This is a genomic window from Pseudonocardia wallangbongensis, assembly GCF_054486945.1.
Genome location: NZ_JBRERS010000010.1, coordinates 23,586 through 39,736, shown reverse-complemented (window position 1 = coordinate 39,736; position 16,151 = coordinate 23,586). Strand labels below are relative to the sequence as shown.

Here is a 16,151-nt window from a genome sequence, read left to right as displayed (position 1 = left end):
CGGAAACCGGGATCGTCAGCCGGTCACGTCGAGATCGGCGACGACCCGGGTCGGTCGCAGGCGCACCACCAGTTCGCCCGGCACCCCGTTGCGCCGCCCGAACTCCTCCGCCTGGTCGGCGCCCATGTAACGGGCGCCGATCGCGGTGGCGGTCCGCACCAGCTCGTCCGGATCGTCGGAAACCGTCGCCGTGCCCTGCACCTGCACGAACGCGTACGGCGGTTCGGCGAGGTCGACGCAGAGCACCACCCGGGGATCCCGGGCGATCGCCCGTGCCTTGGGCGTGGCCGCCCCGGTGTTGAAGACCAGCTCGTCACCGTCGAGGACGAACCACACCGGCGCCACCAGTGGGCGGCCGTCCTTGGCCACGTAGCCCAGCTTGCCGGTGCGCGTTCCGGCGGAGAGGAAGGCCCGGATCCCGGGCGTCAGGTCGGACACGTCCGCACCGTAGTGTGGGCGCCGCCGTTCACCTGTGGACCGGAGTCCGTTCACCCGGCTGGACTACACCAGGCCCATGCGCTCCCTCCGGATCGACCGCCGCACCCTGCTCCGCGCCGCCGCTGTCGGCGCGCTCGCCGCACCCGGACTCGTCCGGCCCGACCGGCCCGTGCTCACCCACGGCGTCCAGTCCGGGGACGTGGTCCGCGGATCCGGCCTCGTCTGGACACGGGCGGACCGCCCGTCCCGGATGATCGTCGAGGTGTCGGACGATCCCGGCTTCGAACACGTACGCCGGGTCGAGGGCCCGGTCCTCACGCCGGACACCGGCCTCGCCGGGAAAGTGCGGGTGCTCGGGCACGAACGCACGGTGCACTACCGCGTCACGGCCGAGGACCTCGACGGCCGTGTCGCGAGCGAGCCGCTGACCGGTGTGTTCCGCACGCCCCCGGCCCGTAGCGAGGGCGTGCGGTTCGTCTGGTCCGGCGACGTGGTCGGGCAGGGCTGGGGGATCGACCGCGACCGCGGCGGGATGCAGATCTTCCGCGCGATGGCCGGGCGCGACCCCGACTTCTTCCTCCACAGCGGCGACACCGTCTACGCCGACGGCCCCCTCACCGAGACCGTCGCGCTGCCCGACGGGAGCATCTGGCGGAACCTGGTGACGCCGGAGAAGCTGAAGGTGGCCGAGACGCTCGACGAGTTCCGCGGGCAGTTCGCCTACAACCTCCTCGACGACCACGTGCGCGCGTTCACGGCCGTCGTCCCGCAGGTGAACCAGTGGGACGACCACGAGGTCACCAACAACTGGTACCCGGGCGAGGTGCTCGCCGACGACCGCTACACCGAGAAGCGGGTGGACGTGCTCGCCGAGCGGGCGTTCCGGGCCTTCCACGAGTGGGTGCCGCTGGACCCGCGCCGGGCCGTGGACGGCCGCGTGTACCGGCGGATGCCCTACGGGGCGCACGTGGAGGTGTTCGTGATCGACATGCGTACCTACCGGGACGCCAACAGCGCGAACACCGGCCCCCTGGAACGCATCCTCGGCGACCGGCAGGCCCGCTGGCTCGTCGACGGCCTGGCCTCGTCGCAGGCGACCTGGAAGTTCGTGGCGTCCGACATGCCGATCGGCGTGCAGGTGCCGGACGGGACGGCGTGGGAGGCCGTCGCGAACGGTGTCGCCGGGCCGCCGAGCGGGCGGGAGGCCGAGCTCGCCTGGGTGCTGTCGGAGCTGCGCAGGCGCCGGGTCCGGGGCGTCGTGTGGCTGACCGCCGACGTGCACTACACCGCCGCCAACCACTACGCCCCGGAGCGGGCGGCGTTCACCGAGTTCGACCCGTTCTGGGAGTTCGTATCGGGGCCCCTGCACGCGGGCGCGTTCGGGCCGAACCCCCTCGACCCGACGTTCGGCCCGGAGGCCGCGTTCGTGCACGCCCCGCCGGTCCCGAGCACGTCACCGGCGGAGGGGTTCCAGCACTTCGGCGAGGTCGAGGTCGCGCCGGACGGCGAGCTGCGCGTGACGCTGTGCGGGCAGGGCGGGGAGGAGCTCTGGTCGACCACCGTGCCGGCCGTGGCGTGACCCGTACCTCCGGGGGAGGATCGGGGGCATGCGGACCGTGGTCGGGATGGCGCGGTGGATCGGCTCCTCGGGCGGGCGCGCGGCCCGGCGTCGTCCGCAGCCGGAACCGGTGGCGCAGGTTCGGCCGCTGGCGGCCGGCCGGCGTCCGCTGCTCGCCGACCGGCTCGGCGCGCAACGGCGGGGCGGCGCGCGCCTCGACCAGGTCGACGGAACCACGTGCGGCAGCGCGGTGCTCATCGCCCTCGCGGCGTGGGCCGACCCGGCGGAGACGGCCCGCCTCGACGGCGCCGGGGCCTCCACTCCCGCCGCGGCCGGGTCCGGGGCGGCCGCCGGGGCGCGGGCGGGCGTCGCGATCGGGTTCGGCGCGCGCTACGACGCCCGGCAGCGGGAGGTGCACCGGCAGTCGACGCGGTTCTGGCCTCAGGCGCTGGGCACGACCCCGTGGGGGATGGTCCGCTGGTTGCGCCGGTACGCCCCCGCCGCGGGCCCGTACCGCGTGCGGCTGGTCGACGACGTGTCCGCCGCGGACCTCGACGACGCGCTCGTTCAGGTCCGGGCGGCACTCGCCGCCGCCCGGCCGGTGCCGCTGCTGGTGGGGGCACTGGTGCCGCGCCACTACGTGCTGGCCGTCGGCGTGCAGGGCGACGGCCGCTGGCGCGTGTACGAGCCGACGAGCGGCGAGGTCCGCGCGCTGGACCTGCGCCTGGCCCGGGAGCGCAGGCTCGCGCCCGTGCTGGGCTTCGACCGGCTGCAGGCGGTGCTGCTGCCGGCCTAGGTGCGTGGGAGTTGGCACCGTGGGCGCGTCATGGAGCCACAACGCGATCTGCAGGCCGTCTAAACAGCACTACGGCTCCATAGTGCTGACAGGGCGACTCGTCTAGTCGCTGTGGTTCAGGAGCGAGTGGTGCCTGCCGTACGCCAGGTAGATCACCAGGCCGATGACCAGCCAGACGGCGAACCGCACCCAGCTGAGCAGGTCGAGGTTCAGCATGAGGTAGAAGCAGGCCAGGGCGGCGAGCGCCGGCACGACCGGCGACAGCGGCACCCGGAACGGGCGTTCGAGCTCGGGCCGGGTGCGGCGCAGCACGGGAACCGCGATCGCGACGATGATCATCGCGCTCAGCGCCCCGATGGAGACCATGTCGGCGAGCTCGGAGATCGGGATGGTGGCCGCGATGATCGCGATCACCACGGCACCGATGATCGTCATCCGGTGCGGGGTGCCGAAGCGGGGGTGGGCCGTGCCGATCGGCGCCGGCAGGAGCCCGTCGCGGCCCATCGCGAACCCGATCCGGCCGATCGTGACGAGCTCCACCATCATCACCGACGTCAGGCCCGTGACGGCGCCCAGGGAGATCAGCGCCCCGACCCAGGGCAGTCCGACCGCGTTGAACGCGCCCGCGAGCGGGGCGCCGGAGTCGATCTGCTCGTAGGGCACCATCGCCGTCAGCACGAACGAGACCAGGATGTAGAGCACCGCGCACACGCCCAGCGCGCCGAGCAGCCCGACCTTCATGTCGCGTTCCGGGCGGCGGGTCTCCTCGCCCAGGTTGGCCAGCGCCTCGAAGCCGGTGTAGGCGAAGAACACGACCGCGGCCGCGGTGAGCATCCCGCCGATGCCGTACGCCGTGGCCGGCAGCCCGAACACGCCCTCCACGACGGGCTGTTCGAGCACCGAGCCGCCCTCGGCGACGGGCGTCGCGGGCGGGATGAACGGGGTGAGGTTCGCGGCGTCGATGAAGAACACCCCGACCCCGATGATCAGCACGCAGACCGCGAGCTTGATCACGACCAGCACGTTGGTGAGCCGGGCGGACTCGCGGATGCCGATGACGGCCACGACGGTGAGCACGCCGATGATCAGGACGGCTCCGATGTTGACCGGCGCCGTCTCGCCGAACAGCACCTGTGGCAGCCCGAACAGGTTCGCCAGGTAGCTCGACCAGCTCCGGGAGACCACGGCGAGCCCGAGCCCGAACTCGAGGAGCAGGTCCCAGCCGATGATCCACGCGAACAGCTCGCCGAGCGTGGCGAAGGCGTAGGTGTAGGCGGAGCCCGCCGTCGGCACCGAGGACGCCAGCTCGGCGTAGCAGAGCGCGGCGAGCGCGGCGACGACCGCGCCGATCACGAACGACAGCGTGACGGCCGGCCCCGCGTGGTCCTTGGCCTCGACCCCGGCCAGGGTGAAGATGCCGGTCCCGATGATGATGCCGACGCCGAACCCGACGAGGTCGCGCCCGCGCAGCATCCGTTTCAGGTTCTCGTTCTTGCCCCGCTCCAGGACGTGCTCGACCGAGATCGTGCGCATGACCGACATCCACAGGACGTTAGACCGACCGGCCGATTCGCGCTCGGGCTCGCGACCGGTCACGGGCACCCGGTGGGTCGCTCGTAGAATTCGTCAGGTGACCGACACCCTCCCACCGCGCACCGCCGACCTGCCCGCCCAGTGGAACCCGGGCGAGGTAGAGGGCGTGCTCTACGAGCGGTGGGTGGAGCGCGGGTACTTCGAGGCCGACAACGCGTCGGACCGGCCGCCGTTCTGCATCGTCATCCCGCCGCCGAACGTCACGGGCAGCCTGCACCTCGGCCACGCCATGGACCACACGCTCATCGACATCCTCACCCGGCGGCGCCGGATGCAGGGCTACGACGCGCTGTGGCTGCCCGGCATGGACCACGCCGGCATCGCCACCCAGAACGTCGTGGAGCGCAGGCTGGCCGCCGACGGGCGCAGCCGCCACGACCTGGGCCGGGAGGCCTTCGTCGAGGAAGTCTGGCGGTGGAAGGCCGAGTCCGGCGGGGCGATCCTCGGCCAGATGCGCCGCCTCGGCGACGGCGTCGACTGGACCCGCGAGCGGTTCACGCTGGACGAGGGCCTGTCCCGTGCGGTCCAGACGATGTTCAAGCGGTTCTTCGACGACGGCCTCGCCTACCGGGCCGAGCGGATCATCAACTGGTGCCCGCGGTGCCACACGGCGCTCTCGGACATCGAGGTCGACCACCACGACGACGAGGGCGAGCTCGTCTCCATCCGCTACGGCGAGGGCGACGACTCGGTGGTCGTCGCCACCACCCGCGTCGAGACGATGCTCGGCGACACCGGCGTGGCCGTGCACCCCGACGACGAGCGCTACCAGCACCTGATCGGCCGTGAGATCGTGCTGCCGATCGTCGGGCGGAAGATCCCGGTGGTCGCCGACGAGCACGTCGACCCGGCGTTCGGCACCGGCGCGGTGAAGGTGACGCCCGCGCACGACCCCAACGACTTCGAGATCGGCCGCCGCCACGACCTGCCGATGCCCTCGATCATGGACGAAGCGGCGGTCATCAGCGGTTCCGGCACCCGCTTCGACGGGATGGACCGCTTCGCCGCGCGTGAGGCCGTGCGCGAGGAGCTGCGCGCTCAGGGCCGGATCGTCGCCGAGAAGCGCCCGTACGTCCACGCCGTCGGCCACTGCTCGCGCTGCGACACGGTAGTGGAGCCGCGGCTGTCGCTGCAGTGGTTCGTCAAGGTCGAGCCGCTCGCGAAGATGGCGGGTGACGCCGTGCGCGACGGCCGCACCGAGATCCACCCGAAGGAGCTGGAGAAGCGCTTCTTCGACTGGGTCGACAACATGCACGACTGGACGATCAGCCGGCAGCTGTGGTGGGGCCACCGCATCCCGGTCTGGTACGGGCCGGACGGCGAGGTCGTGTGCGTCGGGCCGGACGAGGAGCCGCCGTCGGGCCCGGGCTGGCACCAGGACGAGGACGTCCTCGACACCTGGTTCTCCTCGGGCCAGTGGCCGATCTCGACGCTGGGCTGGCCGGACGCCACCCCCGACCTCGCGCGCTACTACCCGACGTCCGTGCTGGTCACCGGCTACGACATCCTGTTCTTCTGGGTCGTCCGGATGATGATGTTCGGCCTGTACGCGATGGACGGGAAGCCGCCGTTCGAGCACGTGTTCCTGCACGGGCTGATCCGCGACCAGCACGGCAAGAAGATGTCGAAGTCCAAGGGCAACACGATCGACCCGCTGGACCTCGTCGACAGCTACGGCGCCGACGCGCTGCGGTTCACCATCGCCCGCGGCGCCAACCCGGGCACCGACATGGCGTTGTCGGAGGACTGGGTCGCGGGCTCCCGCAACTTCGGCACCAAGCTGTGGAACGCCACCCGGCTCGCGCTGACGAACGGCGCGTCGCCGGATCTGGAGCTGCCCGCCGAGGCCGACCGCACCGACGCCGACCGCTGGATCCTCGGGCGCCTCGCCGAGGTGTCCGAGCAGACCGACGCGCTGCTGGAGGACTTCCAGTTCGCCAAGGCCACCGAGGGCCTCTACCACTTCACGTGGGACGAGCTGTGCGACTGGTACCTCGAGCTGGCCAAGGTGCAGCTGCGTGACGAGCGCACGGCCGCGGGCACCCGTGCGGTGCTCGGCCACGTGCTGGACGCGCTGCTCCGGCTGCTGCACCCGATCAGCCCGTTCGTCACCGAGGCGCTCTGGACGGCGCTGACGGGCCGCGAGTCCGTGGTGGTCGCGTCGTGGCCGACGGGCGTGGGCGCCGCGGCGGACGTCGCTGCGAGCGGTCGGCTGGCCGACGTGCAGAAGCTGGTCACCGAGGTGCGCCGGTTCCGCACCGAGCAGGGCCTGCCGGACAGTCGCCGGGTCGCGGCTCGGGTGGAGGGCCTGCCCGCCGCGGGTCTCGGCGAGGCCGGTCCCGGTGGCGCGGCCGCCGCGCTCCGCTCGCTCGCCCGGCTCGACGACGCCGGCGACGGCTTCGCCCCCACCGCCACCCTGGACGTCCTGCTGTCCGGCGGGAGGGTCCACGTCGAGATCGACACCTCGGGCGCGATCGACGTGGCCGCCGAGCGCGCCCGCCTCGGCCGTGACCTCGCCGCCGCGCAGAAGGAGCTCGACCAGGCGGACAAGAAGCTGGGCAACCCGAAGTTCCTGGAGAAGGCCCCGGCCGAGGTGGTCGAGGGCATCCGGACGCGCCGGGAGGCCGCGGTGGCCGAGATCGAGCGGGTGACGGGGCGACTGGAGACCCTGCCAGAGGCCTAGGGACGAGCAGCGCGCCGTCGCACAATGGCCCGTCGGCACCCATCGTGAAGTGGCCGTCGGAGGCCCAACGGGTCAGAACCGGTGGCTCGTGTGGCTGAACGTGCCCTTGCCGAAGGACAGGACCTTCGTGGGGGCCACGGCGTACACCAACGCTTCGCCTGCCTCGTGGTGGAAGGCCCCGGCGCGCGCCTCGTACTGCCAGCGGCCGTCCCACTTCGTGCGCCAGGCGTCGGCGAGCCGCTTCAGCGTGTCGTCGTCCGCGACCCGGACGGCGTCACCTTCGACCACCACATCGAGCCCGTGGTCCCAGGTGTTGCTGCCGGTCGTCAGGATCACGTGGGGGTTGGAGCGGAGGTTCAGGGCCTTCTGCTCGGACTCGCCGGTGCCGAAGTGGATGGCGCCGTCCAGCCACACCGCGACGAGCGGGGTGACGTGCGGCCTGCCGTCCGCCCGGACCGTGGTGATCCAGAACAGCTCGGCGGTCTCGAGGACCCGGGCGGCGTCGTCCCACGGGGTGGGGGTGGCGGCCGGGTCGCTGAACCTGCTGTCGAGCGAGGTCGTCGGTGTGCCCATCGAGGGTCCTTTCATGCCAGTTCATCCACGATCAGCTGGTCGATCCGGGCTGCGGTGGTGACGCCGCCGGCCGCGAAGTGGTTGCGCATCACCGCGACCGCGACACCGGAGTCGATGTCGGCGAAGGCGGCGGAACCGTTCGACCCGACCATGCCGAACGCCGAGCCGGGCCGGCCGTGGCCGCTCGGGCGGAAGGGCGCGTAGCCGTACGTCCAGGACGCCGGGAAGCCCATCACCTGGTCCGTCCCCGTGAACGCGACCGTGGCGATCTCGGTGCGTCGGGCGGGCGACACGAGGTGCTCCAGGAGCGCGGAGTAGATGCGGGCGACGCCGCGGGCGCTCATGGTGCCTTCGGCGGGGATGTCGCTGGTGAGGAGGTCGGGGCGGTTGGCGTAGTCGGCGTCCGGGACGACGCCCGGCGGCATCGCCCGGTCGAGCGGCGACCCGGGCTCCGGCCGCGCCGTCGTGGAACCGACCTGCCGGGCGACCCGCGGCAGCAGGGGCGGCGGAACACCGAAGTGGACCTCGTCGCCGACGCCGAGCGGGCCGGTGACGTGGCTGCGCAGCAGGGTCGAGATCGGGTGGCCGGTCGCCCGGCGCAGGGTCTCGCCGAGCAGGAACCCGAACGTCTTGGCGTGGTAGCCGAACCCCGCTCCGGGCTCCCACCACGGCGTCTCGTCGGCGACGACCGCGCACATGCGGTCCCAGTCGCACAGGTCGGCGGCACTCGTGTCGGGTGGGAGGCCGGGCACGCCCGCGGTGTGCATCAGCACGTGGCGCAGGGTCACCTGGTCCTTGCCGTGCGCCCCGAACTCGGGCCACACCTCGGCGACGCGCATGTCGTCGGCGAGAGCACCCCGCTCGACGAGGACGTGCGCCACCGTCGACGCCACGCCCTTCGCGGTGGAACCGGCCCAGAACAGCGTCCCCGGCTCGACCGGCGCCCCGGTGCGCGGATCGGCCACGCCGCGCGCCGCGTCGACGATCGTCCGCCCGTGCCGGATGACGGCGACCTGCAGCCCGACTTCTGCCCCCGACGCCACCAGTTCGTCGAGCAGGGCGTCGACCGCCGGGGCAAGGCTCTCCTCGCTCACGTCACATGAGACCGTCCCCGGGGCCGGAACTCATCGCTCAGAGGCTCACGCCCACCTCCAGGGAGGCTCCCTCCCGGACGTCGAGTTCCTGGATCCGGCCCGCGGCGCGCACGTCGGCCTCGGCGAGGGCGAGCCGGGCGAGTACGGCCTCCGGTGCCGTCACGACCGTCCTGCTGACGTCGGTGCGCATGGAGACCTTCGCCTCCGACTTGGCCCGCCGCACCGCCGTGAGGACGTCGGTGGCGGCGGTGAGGACCTCGGGGTCGCCGGCCTGCGCGCGGAGCTCGGCGGCGTCGGGCCACGGCGCGACGTGGACCGAGCCCTCCTGCCACCAGGACCAGACCTCCTCCGTGACGAACGGCAGGACCGGCGCGAACAACCGCAGCAGCACCGAGAGTGCCGTGGCCAGCGCGGCCCGGGCGGAGGCAGCGGCGTCCGGCCCGTGCTCGCCGTAGGCGCGGGCCTTGACCAGCTCCAGGTAGTCGTCGCAGAAGTGCCAGAAGAACCGTTCCACGGCCTCCAGGGCGCGGGCGTGGTCGAAGTCGTCCAGTGCGGCGGTGGCGGCATCGACGGTGTCGGCCAGCTCCGCGAGCAGGGCCCGGTCCAGCGGCGCCGTGACGTGGCCGGGTGCGGCCCCGGTGGAGAGCGCGAACCGGCTCGCGTTGAGCACCTTGATCGCGAGCCGGCGGCCGATCTTCATCTGGGCCGGGTCGAAGGCGGCGTCGGTGCCGGGGCGGGCGCCGGCCGCCCAGTACCGCACGGCGTCCGAGCCGTACTGCTCCAGGAGCGCCATCGGCGTGACGACGTTGCCCTTGGACTTCGACATCTTCTTGCGGTCCGGGTCGAGGATCCACCCGGAGATCGCGACGTGCCGCCACGGCAGCGCGCCGTGCTCGGTGTGGGCGCGCAGCACCGTTGCGAACAGCCAGGTGCGGATGATGTCGTGGGCCTGCGGCCGCAGGGCAAAAGGGAAGACCCGCCGGAACAGGTCGTCGTCGGTGCACCAGCCGCCCGCGATCTGCGGGCTGAGCGACGACGTCGCCCAGGTGTCCATGACGTCCGGGTCGCCGGCGAAGCCGCCCGGCACGCCGCGCTGCGCCTCGGTGTACCCGGGCGGGGCGTCGGTGCTCGGGTCGACCGGCAGCGCCGCCTCGTCCGCGGCGATCGGGCGGTCGTACGCGGGCTCGCCGTGTTCGTCGAGCGGGTACCAGACGGGGAACGGCACGCCGAAGAAGCGCTGGCGGCTGACCAGCCAGTCGCCGTTCAGGCCCTCGACCCAGTTCTGGTAGCGGGCGCGCATGTGCGCCGGGTGCCAGTCGAGCTCCCGGCCGCGGTCCAGCAGGGCCGCCCGCAGGTCGTCGTCGCGGCCGCCGTTGCGCACGTACCACTGCCGGGTGGTGACGATCTCGAGCGGCTTGTCGCCCTTCTCGTAGAACTTGACGGCGTGCGTGATCTGCTCCGGCTCGCCGACCAGCCGGCCCTTCTCCCGCAGCAGGGCGACCACCCGCTCCCGGGCGGTGTGCACCGTGGCCCCGGCGAGCTGGGCGTACGCCGCGCCGTCGAGGCCCGCAGGCGGGTCCGGGAGGAACCGGCCGTCGCGACCCACGACGGTGCGGGTGGGCAGCTGCAGCTCGCGCCACCACAGGACGTCGGTGGTGTCGCCGAAGGTGCACACCATCGCGATGCCGGTGCCCTTCTCCGGGTCGGCGGCGCGGTGCGTGAGCACCGGCACCTCCGCGTCGAAGACGGGCGTGCGCACGCGCGTGCCGTGGAGCGGGCGGTAGCGCTCGTCGTCCGGGTGGGCCACCAGCGCGACGCACGCCGGCAGCAGCTCCGGCCGGGTGGTGGCGATCTCCAGGTCGGTGCCGTCGGCGCGGGTGAACAGCAGCCGGTGGAACGCGGCCGGCCGCTCGCGATCCTCCAGCTCCGCCTGTGCCACGGCCGTGCGGAACGTGACGTCCCAGAGCGTCGGTGCCTCGGCCAGGTACGCCTCGCCGCGGGCGAGGTTGCGCAGGAAGGCCCGCTGCGCGGCCACCCGGGCCGGGCGGCCGATCGTGCGGTAGGTCGTGGACCAGTCGACGGAGAGCCCGAGCCGGCGCCAGAGCTGTTCGAACGCCACCTCGTCGGCCTCGGTGAGGCGCTCGCACAGCTCGATGAAGGTGCGCCGCGACACCGGGACCTGGTGTTCGCCCGGCTTCTCGGGGGGTTCGAACGCGGGGTCGTAGGGGAGCGCGGGGTCGCAGCGGACGCCGAAGTGGTTCTGCACGCGCCGCTCGGTGGGCAGGCCGTTGTCGTCCCAGCCCATCGGGTAGAACACCGCCCGCCCGCGCATCCGCTGGTAGCGCGCGACGACGTCGGTGTGGGTGTAGGAGAACACGTGCCCGACGTGCAGCGATCCGCTCACCGTCGGGGGCGGGGTGTCGATGGCGAACACGGCCTCGCGCGGCTGCGTGCGGTCGAACCGGTGTACGCCCAGCTCGTCCCATCGGCCGGCCCACCGCGGCTCGAGGCCGTCGATCGTGGGCCGCTCCGGCAGGGAGGCAGCTGGGGTCGTCATGCGGCAACGGTAGTGCTGGGGACGCGACGCCCGCCCCGGGTTTCACCCGGTCCCGGCTCGTAGACTCGAACCCGTGAGTGACGAGCGCGTCGAGCGGCCCGAGGGCGAGGGCGAGATCGAAACGCCCGAGGACGCGGTGGTGTCGCACGTCCTCGACGCCATCCGCGGCGGCGACACCCCGGACGTGGTGCCCGCCCAGTCGTCCACGCTGGGGTTCGCGGAGTTCCTCGCCGTGGAGCAGGAGCTGAACCGGCGCTGGCCGGAGACGGTCATGGAGCCCTCGCTCGACCGGATCTCCACGCTGGTCGACGTGCTCGGCGAGCCGCACCGCGGCTACCCGGTGGTGCACCTGACCGGCACCAACGGCAAGACGTCGACCGCGCGCATGGTCGACGCCATCCTCACCGAGGTGGGGCTGCGCACCGGCCGGTACACGAGCCCGCACCTGCAGCGGGCCACCGAGCGGATCAACATCGACAACCGGCCGGTGACGCCCGAGAAGTACGTGCAGGTCTACCGGGACGTCAAGCCGTTCGTGGAGCTGGTCGACGCGAAGGAGGGCACTCCGCTCTCCAAGTTCGAGGTGCTCACGGCCATGGCCTTCTCGGCCTTCGCCGACGCCCCCGTCGAGGCCGCCGTGATCGAGGTCGGGCTGGGCGGGCGCTGGGACGCCACCAACGTCGCCGACGGCACGGTCGCGGTGATCACCCCGATCGGCCTGGACCACGCCGAGTACCTCGGCACCGACATCCTCGGCATCGCGCGGGAGAAGGCCGGCATCATCAAGCCCGGCGCCGTCGCCGTCCTGGCCGCCCAGGAGAAGGCGGTGGCCGACGTGCTTTTGGAGCGCTGCGTCGAGGTCGACGCGCAGGTCGCGCGCGAGGGCGTCGAGTTCGGCGTGCGCGAGCGGGAGCTGGCCGTGGGCGGGCAGCGCCTCGTGCTCCAGGGTCTCGGCGGCACGTACGACGACCTCTTCCTCCCGCTCCACGGTGAGCACCAGGCCAACAACGCGGCGCTGGCGCTGGCCGCCGCCGAGGCGCTGGTCGGCGCCGGGCCGCAACAGCCGCTCGACGCCGACGCGGTGCGGGCCGCGTTCGCCGGCGCGGTCTCACCGGGGCGGCTCGAGCGGCTCGCGGCCGGCGCCGGAGTGCCGACGGTGCTCGCCGACGCCGCCCACAACCCGCACGGGGCCCGCGCGCTCGCGGCCGCGCTCACCACCGAGTTCCGCTTCACCCGGCTCGTCGGTGTGCTCGGCGTGATGCGCGAGAAGGACGTCCGCGGCATCCTCGCCGAGCTGGAGCCCGTGCTGCAGGAGGTCGTGATCACGGCCAACTCCTCGCCGCGGGCCATGGACCCCGACGAGCTGGGCGCGCTCGCCGTCGAGGTGTTCGGCTCGGCCCGCGTGAGCGTCGAGCCGGTCCTCGGCGCCGCGGTCGACCAGGCGCGGGAGCTCGCGGAGGAGGGCGGCGAGTCGGGGGTCGGGATCGTGATCACCGGCTCGGTCGTCACCGCGGGCGAGGTGCGCACGCTCTTCGGGAAGGAGCCGGCATGACGGCGCCGGACCCGATGAAGGGCCTCCGGGGCGTGTACGCCGCCACGCTCACGCTCGAGGCGATCGTCGTGGCGCTCTCCCTGCTCGTGCTCTCGAAGTTCGGCGAGGGCGCCACCCCGTTCGGCGTCGCGGTGATCCTTGCGCTCGCCGTGGCGATGGTCGTCGCGGCGGGGTTGCAGCGGCGGCCGTGGGGGCTCTGGCTCGCGCTCGGGCTGCAGGCGGCGATGATCGCGTGCGGGCTGCTGGTGCCGGCGCTCGGCGTGATGGGCGTGGTGTTCGCGCTGGTGTGGGTCGGGATCCTGCTGCTGCGCCGCGACCTCGCCGGCAAGATGGCCCGCGGCGAGCTGCCGAGCCAGCAGGTCCGCGATCCGTAAGGGTCTTTCGGGCGTTTCGTCCGCCACGCTGGAGCCATGGCCGTTCGCACGCGTCCACTCCGCTGGACGCTCCTCACCGTCGGTGCCGTGCTCGTCGCGGTGGCGCTGGCGGTCTTCGAGCCCTGGAAGCTCGTGGTCGACGACCGCGTGGACGAGGCGCCGCCGGTCGCCGAGCGGCCCGCAGCCGCGGCACCGCCTGCCGGGCCGGTCGTCCTCGGCCGCGGCGAGCTGATCAGCCACGAGCACGACAGCAGCGGCTCCGTCGTCGTCCTGGAGCTCCCGGACGGCTCCCGGGTGCTGCGCCTCGAAGATCTGCGCACGAGCAACGGGCCGGCTCTGCACGTGTGGATCACCGATGCCCCGGTGATCGAGGGCCGCGACGGGTGGGGAGTCTTCGACGACGGCCGGTACGTCGACCTCGGCGCTCTCAAGGGCAACATCGGCAGCTCGAACTACCCGCTCCCGCCCGACGTCGACCTCGCCGAGCTGTCCGGCGTGAGCATCTGGTGCGCGCGGTTCGCGGTGTCGTTCGCGGCGGCAGACCTGGAGCCGGTGGCCGCATGAGGCGCCTATACCCTCGTCCGCGTGACTGAACGCACCCTGGTCCTCGTCAAGCCCGACGGCGTGCAGCGCCGCCTGATCGGCGAGGTCATCTCCCGGATCGAGCGCAAGGGGCTCGACGTCGTCGCGCTCGAGCTGCGCGCCGTCGAGCGCGAGCTCGCCGAGCAGCACTACGCCGAGCACGACGGCAAGCCGTTCTTCGGCGACCTGCTGGAGTTCATCACCTCCGGCCAGGTGCTCGCGGCCGTGGTGGAGGGCCCGCGGGCCATCGCCGCGTTCCGCCAGCTCGCCGGCGGCACGGACCCGGTCGAGAAGGCCACCCCCGGCACCATCCGCGGCGACTTCGGCCTGGAGACGCAGTACAACCTCGTGCACGGCTCCGACTCGCCCGAGAGCGCGGCCCGGGAGATCAAGCTCTGGTTCCCGAACCTGTGACGTCCGGGCCCCGCCTCCTCGTCGAGGTGGGGCCGGAGACGGTGACATCACTGGGCACCCTCTGGACGGCCGTGACGCGCGCCGGCGGGGCAGTCGGGTTCGTGGCGGACGCGCCGGAGGAGGAGATCCGGACGTCCGCGGAGCAGGTGGTCGAGGACGTACGGGCGGGGCGCGAGGAGCTCATCGCCCTCGGCTCCGGCGATGACCTGCTCGGCGCCGTCTTCCTCCGGCGCGGGGCGAAGGCCACGATGCGGCACCGGGCGGACGTCGTCCGGCTGATGGTGCACCCCGACCTGCAGGGTCGCGGGTGGGGCACGGCCCTGCTCGACGCCGCGGTCGCGCGCGCCACCGCGATCGGGCTGGAGCAGCTGCTGCTCTCCGCGCGCGGCGGCACCACCCTGCCCGAGTTCTACGTCGAGCAGGGCTGGACGCAGGTCGGCCTGTTCCCGGACGCGCTGCGCATGGGACCCGACGACGTGCGCGACGAGCACTGGTTCCAGCTGCGGCTCAACTGACCCGCTGCCGCTGCATCGCCCGCAGCTCCACCGCGTCGTGGGCGCTGAAGACCGTGACCCGGTCTCCGTGCTCGCGCCCGAGCTCGCGCAGCCGGTCCTGGTTGGCGAGCCGCAGGCCGCGTGCGGTCTCCATCCGCGCTTGCATGTAGCGCAGACCCGGCGGGCACGCCGGGGTGTCGGCGCGCATCTCGTCGTGGTGGAAGTACGCGTCGCCCGCGTGCAGCAGCCAGCCGTCCCCGTCGCGCACGGCCACGCCGGTGTGGCCCACGGTGTGGCCGGCCAGCGGGACCAGCCGGATGTCCGTCGGCACGCCGGGCAGCTCGCGGACCGCGGTGAACCCGAACCAGTCGTCGCCCTGCGGGTCGTGCGTCACCCACTGCGGCCCGTGGGCCCACTGGGCCCGCGGGTAGCGGGTGCGTTCCTTCGACGTCCGGGCGGCGCGCGCCGCCTCCAGCTCGCTGCGCAGCACGTGGATGCGGGCGTGCGGGAAGTCGCGCAGGCCGCCCGCATGGTCGAGGTCGAGGTGGGTGAGGACGACGTCCGTGACGTCGTCGGCGCGGAACCCGAGCCCTTCGACCTGGCGCATGGCGGTCTCGGACTCCGCGAGCACCGGCCGCGCCAGCCGCCGGAACGACCGGGTGAGCGACGCGTCCGGGTTCCGGACGTCGTCGGTGCCGTACCCGGTGTCGACGAGGACGAGCCCGTGGCCGGCCTCGACGAGGAGGCAGTGGCAGATCATCTCGGCGGTCCCGAACAGTGGGCCGCTCCCGGTCACGAGGCGGCCGCCGAACGGGCGCATCGTGCCGCAGTTGAGGTGGTGGATCCTCATTCCGGTCTCCGTTCCGGTGCGAGCAGGGCGCTCAGGCGCGTCCCCACGGTCTGCAGTGGTGTGACGTCCCGCTGCGTGCGGGCGAGGAGGATGGCGCCCTCGACGGCGGCGATGAGCACGGTGGCGAGCCCGTCGGGATCGGGGATGCCGGCCGCACCCAGGTGCCGCGCGACGAGCTCCTGCCAGGAGCCGTAGACGTCCGCGCACGCGGCGCGGATCGGCTCGCTCTGCGCGGCGGCGTCCAGCGCGACCGTCGCCACCGGGCAGCCTTCGCGGAAGTCGGTGGCGACGAGGTGCTCGCCGAGCAGGGCGAGGACGCGCTCGAGGGCGGCGGCGGGCTCCGGGGTGGAGGCGAGCGCGGCCGCGATCCCGGTGCCCAGCTCCTCGCCGGACAGGCGCAGCGACTCGACGGCGAGCTGCTCCTTCCCGCCGGGGAAGTGGAAGTACAGCGAGCCCTTCGGCAGGCCGCCCTCGGCGAGCACCTGGTTGAGCCCGGTGGCGTGGTAGCCCTGGGCCCGGAACAGGCTCGCCGCCGTCCGGATCACGCGTTCCCGCGTGTCTGATCGTCTCGGCACGCGCCGAACTATAGAGAC

At 73.2% G+C, this 16,151-nt stretch carries 15 protein-coding genes; 8 read left to right on the top strand and 7 right to left on the bottom strand.

What is annotated here, in order from left to right:
- Positions 1-15: 15 nt before the first annotated feature.
- The gene (locus tag ACU436_RS30195) at positions 16-438 is read right to left on the bottom strand and encodes a PPOX class F420-dependent oxidoreductase (RefSeq protein WP_459030402.1); all 423 of its coding nucleotides are present in this window, start codon (positions 436-438) and stop codon (positions 16-18) included.
- Positions 439-514: 76 nt separating this feature from the next.
- On the opposite strand from ACU436_RS30195, the gene ACU436_RS30190 reads away from it, so the two are divergent.
- Together ACU436_RS30190 and ACU436_RS30185 are read left to right on the top strand one after the other, a co-directional pair.
- Positions 515-2,017, top strand: coding sequence for an alkaline phosphatase D family protein (locus ACU436_RS30190; protein ID WP_459030401.1), 1,503 nt, complete (start codon positions 515-517; stop codon positions 2,015-2,017).
- Between the two features lie 28 nt (positions 2,018-2,045).
- A complete protein-coding gene (locus tag ACU436_RS30185) occupies positions 2,046-2,792 on the top strand; it encodes a hypothetical protein (protein WP_459030400.1) in 747 nt (248 codons plus the stop codon).
- Positions 2,793-2,894: 102 nt separating this feature from the next.
- On the opposite strand, the gene ACU436_RS30180 is transcribed toward ACU436_RS30185, so the two are convergent.
- Positions 2,895-4,334, bottom strand: a complete 1,440-nt coding sequence (locus ACU436_RS30180; RefSeq protein WP_459030399.1) for an amino acid permease — start codon at positions 4,332-4,334, stop codon at positions 2,895-2,897.
- An 88-nt stretch (positions 4,335-4,422) separates the two neighbouring features.
- On the opposite strand from ACU436_RS30180, the gene ACU436_RS30175 reads away from it, so the two are divergent.
- The gene (locus ACU436_RS30175; RefSeq protein ID WP_459030398.1) at positions 4,423-7,068 is read left to right on the top strand and encodes a valine--tRNA ligase; all 2,646 of its coding nucleotides are present in this window, start codon (positions 4,423-4,425) and stop codon (positions 7,066-7,068) included.
- A 72-nt stretch (positions 7,069-7,140) separates the two neighbouring features.
- Here ACU436_RS30175 and ACU436_RS30170 read toward each other — a convergent pair whose 3' ends face one another.
- Genes ACU436_RS30170 through valS form a run of 3 tightly spaced genes read right to left on the bottom strand, consistent with a single transcriptional unit; the run spans position 7,141 to position 11,292 of the window.
- Positions 7,141-7,641 (bottom strand): pyridoxamine 5'-phosphate oxidase family protein, encoded by a 501-nt coding sequence (locus tag ACU436_RS30170; RefSeq protein ID WP_459030397.1) that lies wholly within the window; start codon positions 7,639-7,641, stop codon positions 7,141-7,143.
- Positions 7,642-7,652: 11 nt separating this feature from the next.
- The gene (locus ACU436_RS30165; protein ID WP_459030396.1) at positions 7,653-8,735 is read right to left on the bottom strand and encodes a serine hydrolase domain-containing protein; all 1,083 of its coding nucleotides are present in this window, start codon (positions 8,733-8,735) and stop codon (positions 7,653-7,655) included.
- Between the two features lie 37 nt (positions 8,736-8,772).
- Positions 8,773-11,292, bottom strand: coding sequence for a valine--tRNA ligase (valS, locus tag ACU436_RS30160; RefSeq protein WP_459030395.1), 2,520 nt, complete (start codon positions 11,290-11,292; stop codon positions 8,773-8,775).
- A 73-nt stretch (positions 11,293-11,365) separates the two neighbouring features.
- Between valS and ACU436_RS30155 the strand changes: the two genes are divergently transcribed.
- The 5 genes from ACU436_RS30155 to ACU436_RS30135 are packed head-to-tail and all read left to right on the top strand — an operon-like array spanning position 11,366 to position 14,729.
- Positions 11,366-12,844, top strand: a complete 1,479-nt coding sequence (locus ACU436_RS30155; protein WP_459030394.1) for a bifunctional folylpolyglutamate synthase/dihydrofolate synthase — start codon at positions 11,366-11,368, stop codon at positions 12,842-12,844.
- Positions 12,841-13,218 carry a DUF4233 domain-containing protein gene (locus tag ACU436_RS30150; protein WP_459030393.1) on the top strand — a complete coding sequence of 126 codons (378 nt, stop codon included), beginning with the start codon at positions 12,841-12,843 and terminating at the stop codon, positions 13,216-13,218. The genes ACU436_RS30155 and ACU436_RS30150 overlap by 4 nt, the downstream gene beginning before the upstream one ends.
- Before the next feature lie 36 nt (positions 13,219-13,254).
- Entirely contained in the window at positions 13,255-13,782 is a 528-nt protein-coding gene (locus ACU436_RS30145; RefSeq protein WP_459030392.1) for a DM13 domain-containing protein, read from the top strand.
- Positions 13,783-13,803: 21 nt separating this feature from the next.
- Positions 13,804-14,214 carry a nucleoside-diphosphate kinase gene (ndk, locus tag ACU436_RS30140; protein ID WP_459030391.1) on the top strand — a complete coding sequence of 137 codons (411 nt, stop codon included), beginning with the start codon at positions 13,804-13,806 and terminating at the stop codon, positions 14,212-14,214.
- The gene (locus tag ACU436_RS30135) at positions 14,211-14,729 is read left to right on the top strand and encodes a GNAT family N-acetyltransferase (RefSeq protein ID WP_459030390.1); all 519 of its coding nucleotides are present in this window, start codon (positions 14,211-14,213) and stop codon (positions 14,727-14,729) included. Before ndk ends, ACU436_RS30135 begins: the two co-directional genes overlap by 4 nt.
- Here ACU436_RS30135 and ACU436_RS30130 read toward each other — a convergent pair.
- Both ACU436_RS30130 and ACU436_RS30125 read right to left on the bottom strand, forming a co-directional pair.
- Positions 14,722-15,558, bottom strand: coding sequence for an MBL fold metallo-hydrolase (locus ACU436_RS30130; protein WP_459030389.1), 837 nt, complete (start codon positions 15,556-15,558; stop codon positions 14,722-14,724). The two genes, ACU436_RS30135 and ACU436_RS30130, sit on opposite strands and share 8 nt — an antisense overlap.
- Positions 15,555-16,133 (bottom strand): TetR/AcrR family transcriptional regulator, encoded by a 579-nt coding sequence (locus tag ACU436_RS30125; protein WP_459030388.1) that lies wholly within the window; start codon positions 16,131-16,133, stop codon positions 15,555-15,557. Before ACU436_RS30125 ends, ACU436_RS30130 begins: the two co-directional genes overlap by 4 nt.
- Positions 16,134-16,151 lie beyond the last annotated feature (18 nt).

Bases quoted from the DNA above. Each gene is read 5' to 3' on its own strand.
- ACU436_RS30190 (WP_459030401.1), top strand. From the start codon at position 515: ATGCGCTCCCTCCGGATCGACCGCCGCACCCTGCTCCGCGCCGCCGCT.
- ACU436_RS30180 (WP_459030399.1), bottom strand. From the start codon at position 4,334: ATGTCGGTCATGCGCACGATCTCGGTCGAGCACGTCCTGGAGCGGGGC.
- ACU436_RS30170 (WP_459030397.1), bottom strand. From the start codon at position 7,641: ATGGGCACACCGACGACCTCGCTCGACAGCAGGTTCAGCGACCCGGCC.
- ACU436_RS30145 (WP_459030392.1), top strand. From the start codon at position 13,255: ATGGCCGTTCGCACGCGTCCACTCCGCTGGACGCTCCTCACCGTCGGT.
- ACU436_RS30185 (WP_459030400.1), top strand. From the start codon at position 2,046: ATGCGGACCGTGGTCGGGATGGCGCGGTGGATCGGCTCCTCGGGCGGG.
- ACU436_RS30150 (WP_459030393.1), top strand. From the start codon at position 12,841: ATGACGGCGCCGGACCCGATGAAGGGCCTCCGGGGCGTGTACGCCGCC.
- valS (WP_459030395.1), bottom strand. From the start codon at position 11,292: ATGACGACCCCAGCTGCCTCCCTGCCGGAGCGGCCCACGATCGACGGC.
- ACU436_RS30130 (WP_459030389.1), bottom strand. From the start codon at position 15,558: ATGAGGATCCACCACCTCAACTGCGGCACGATGCGCCCGTTCGGCGGC.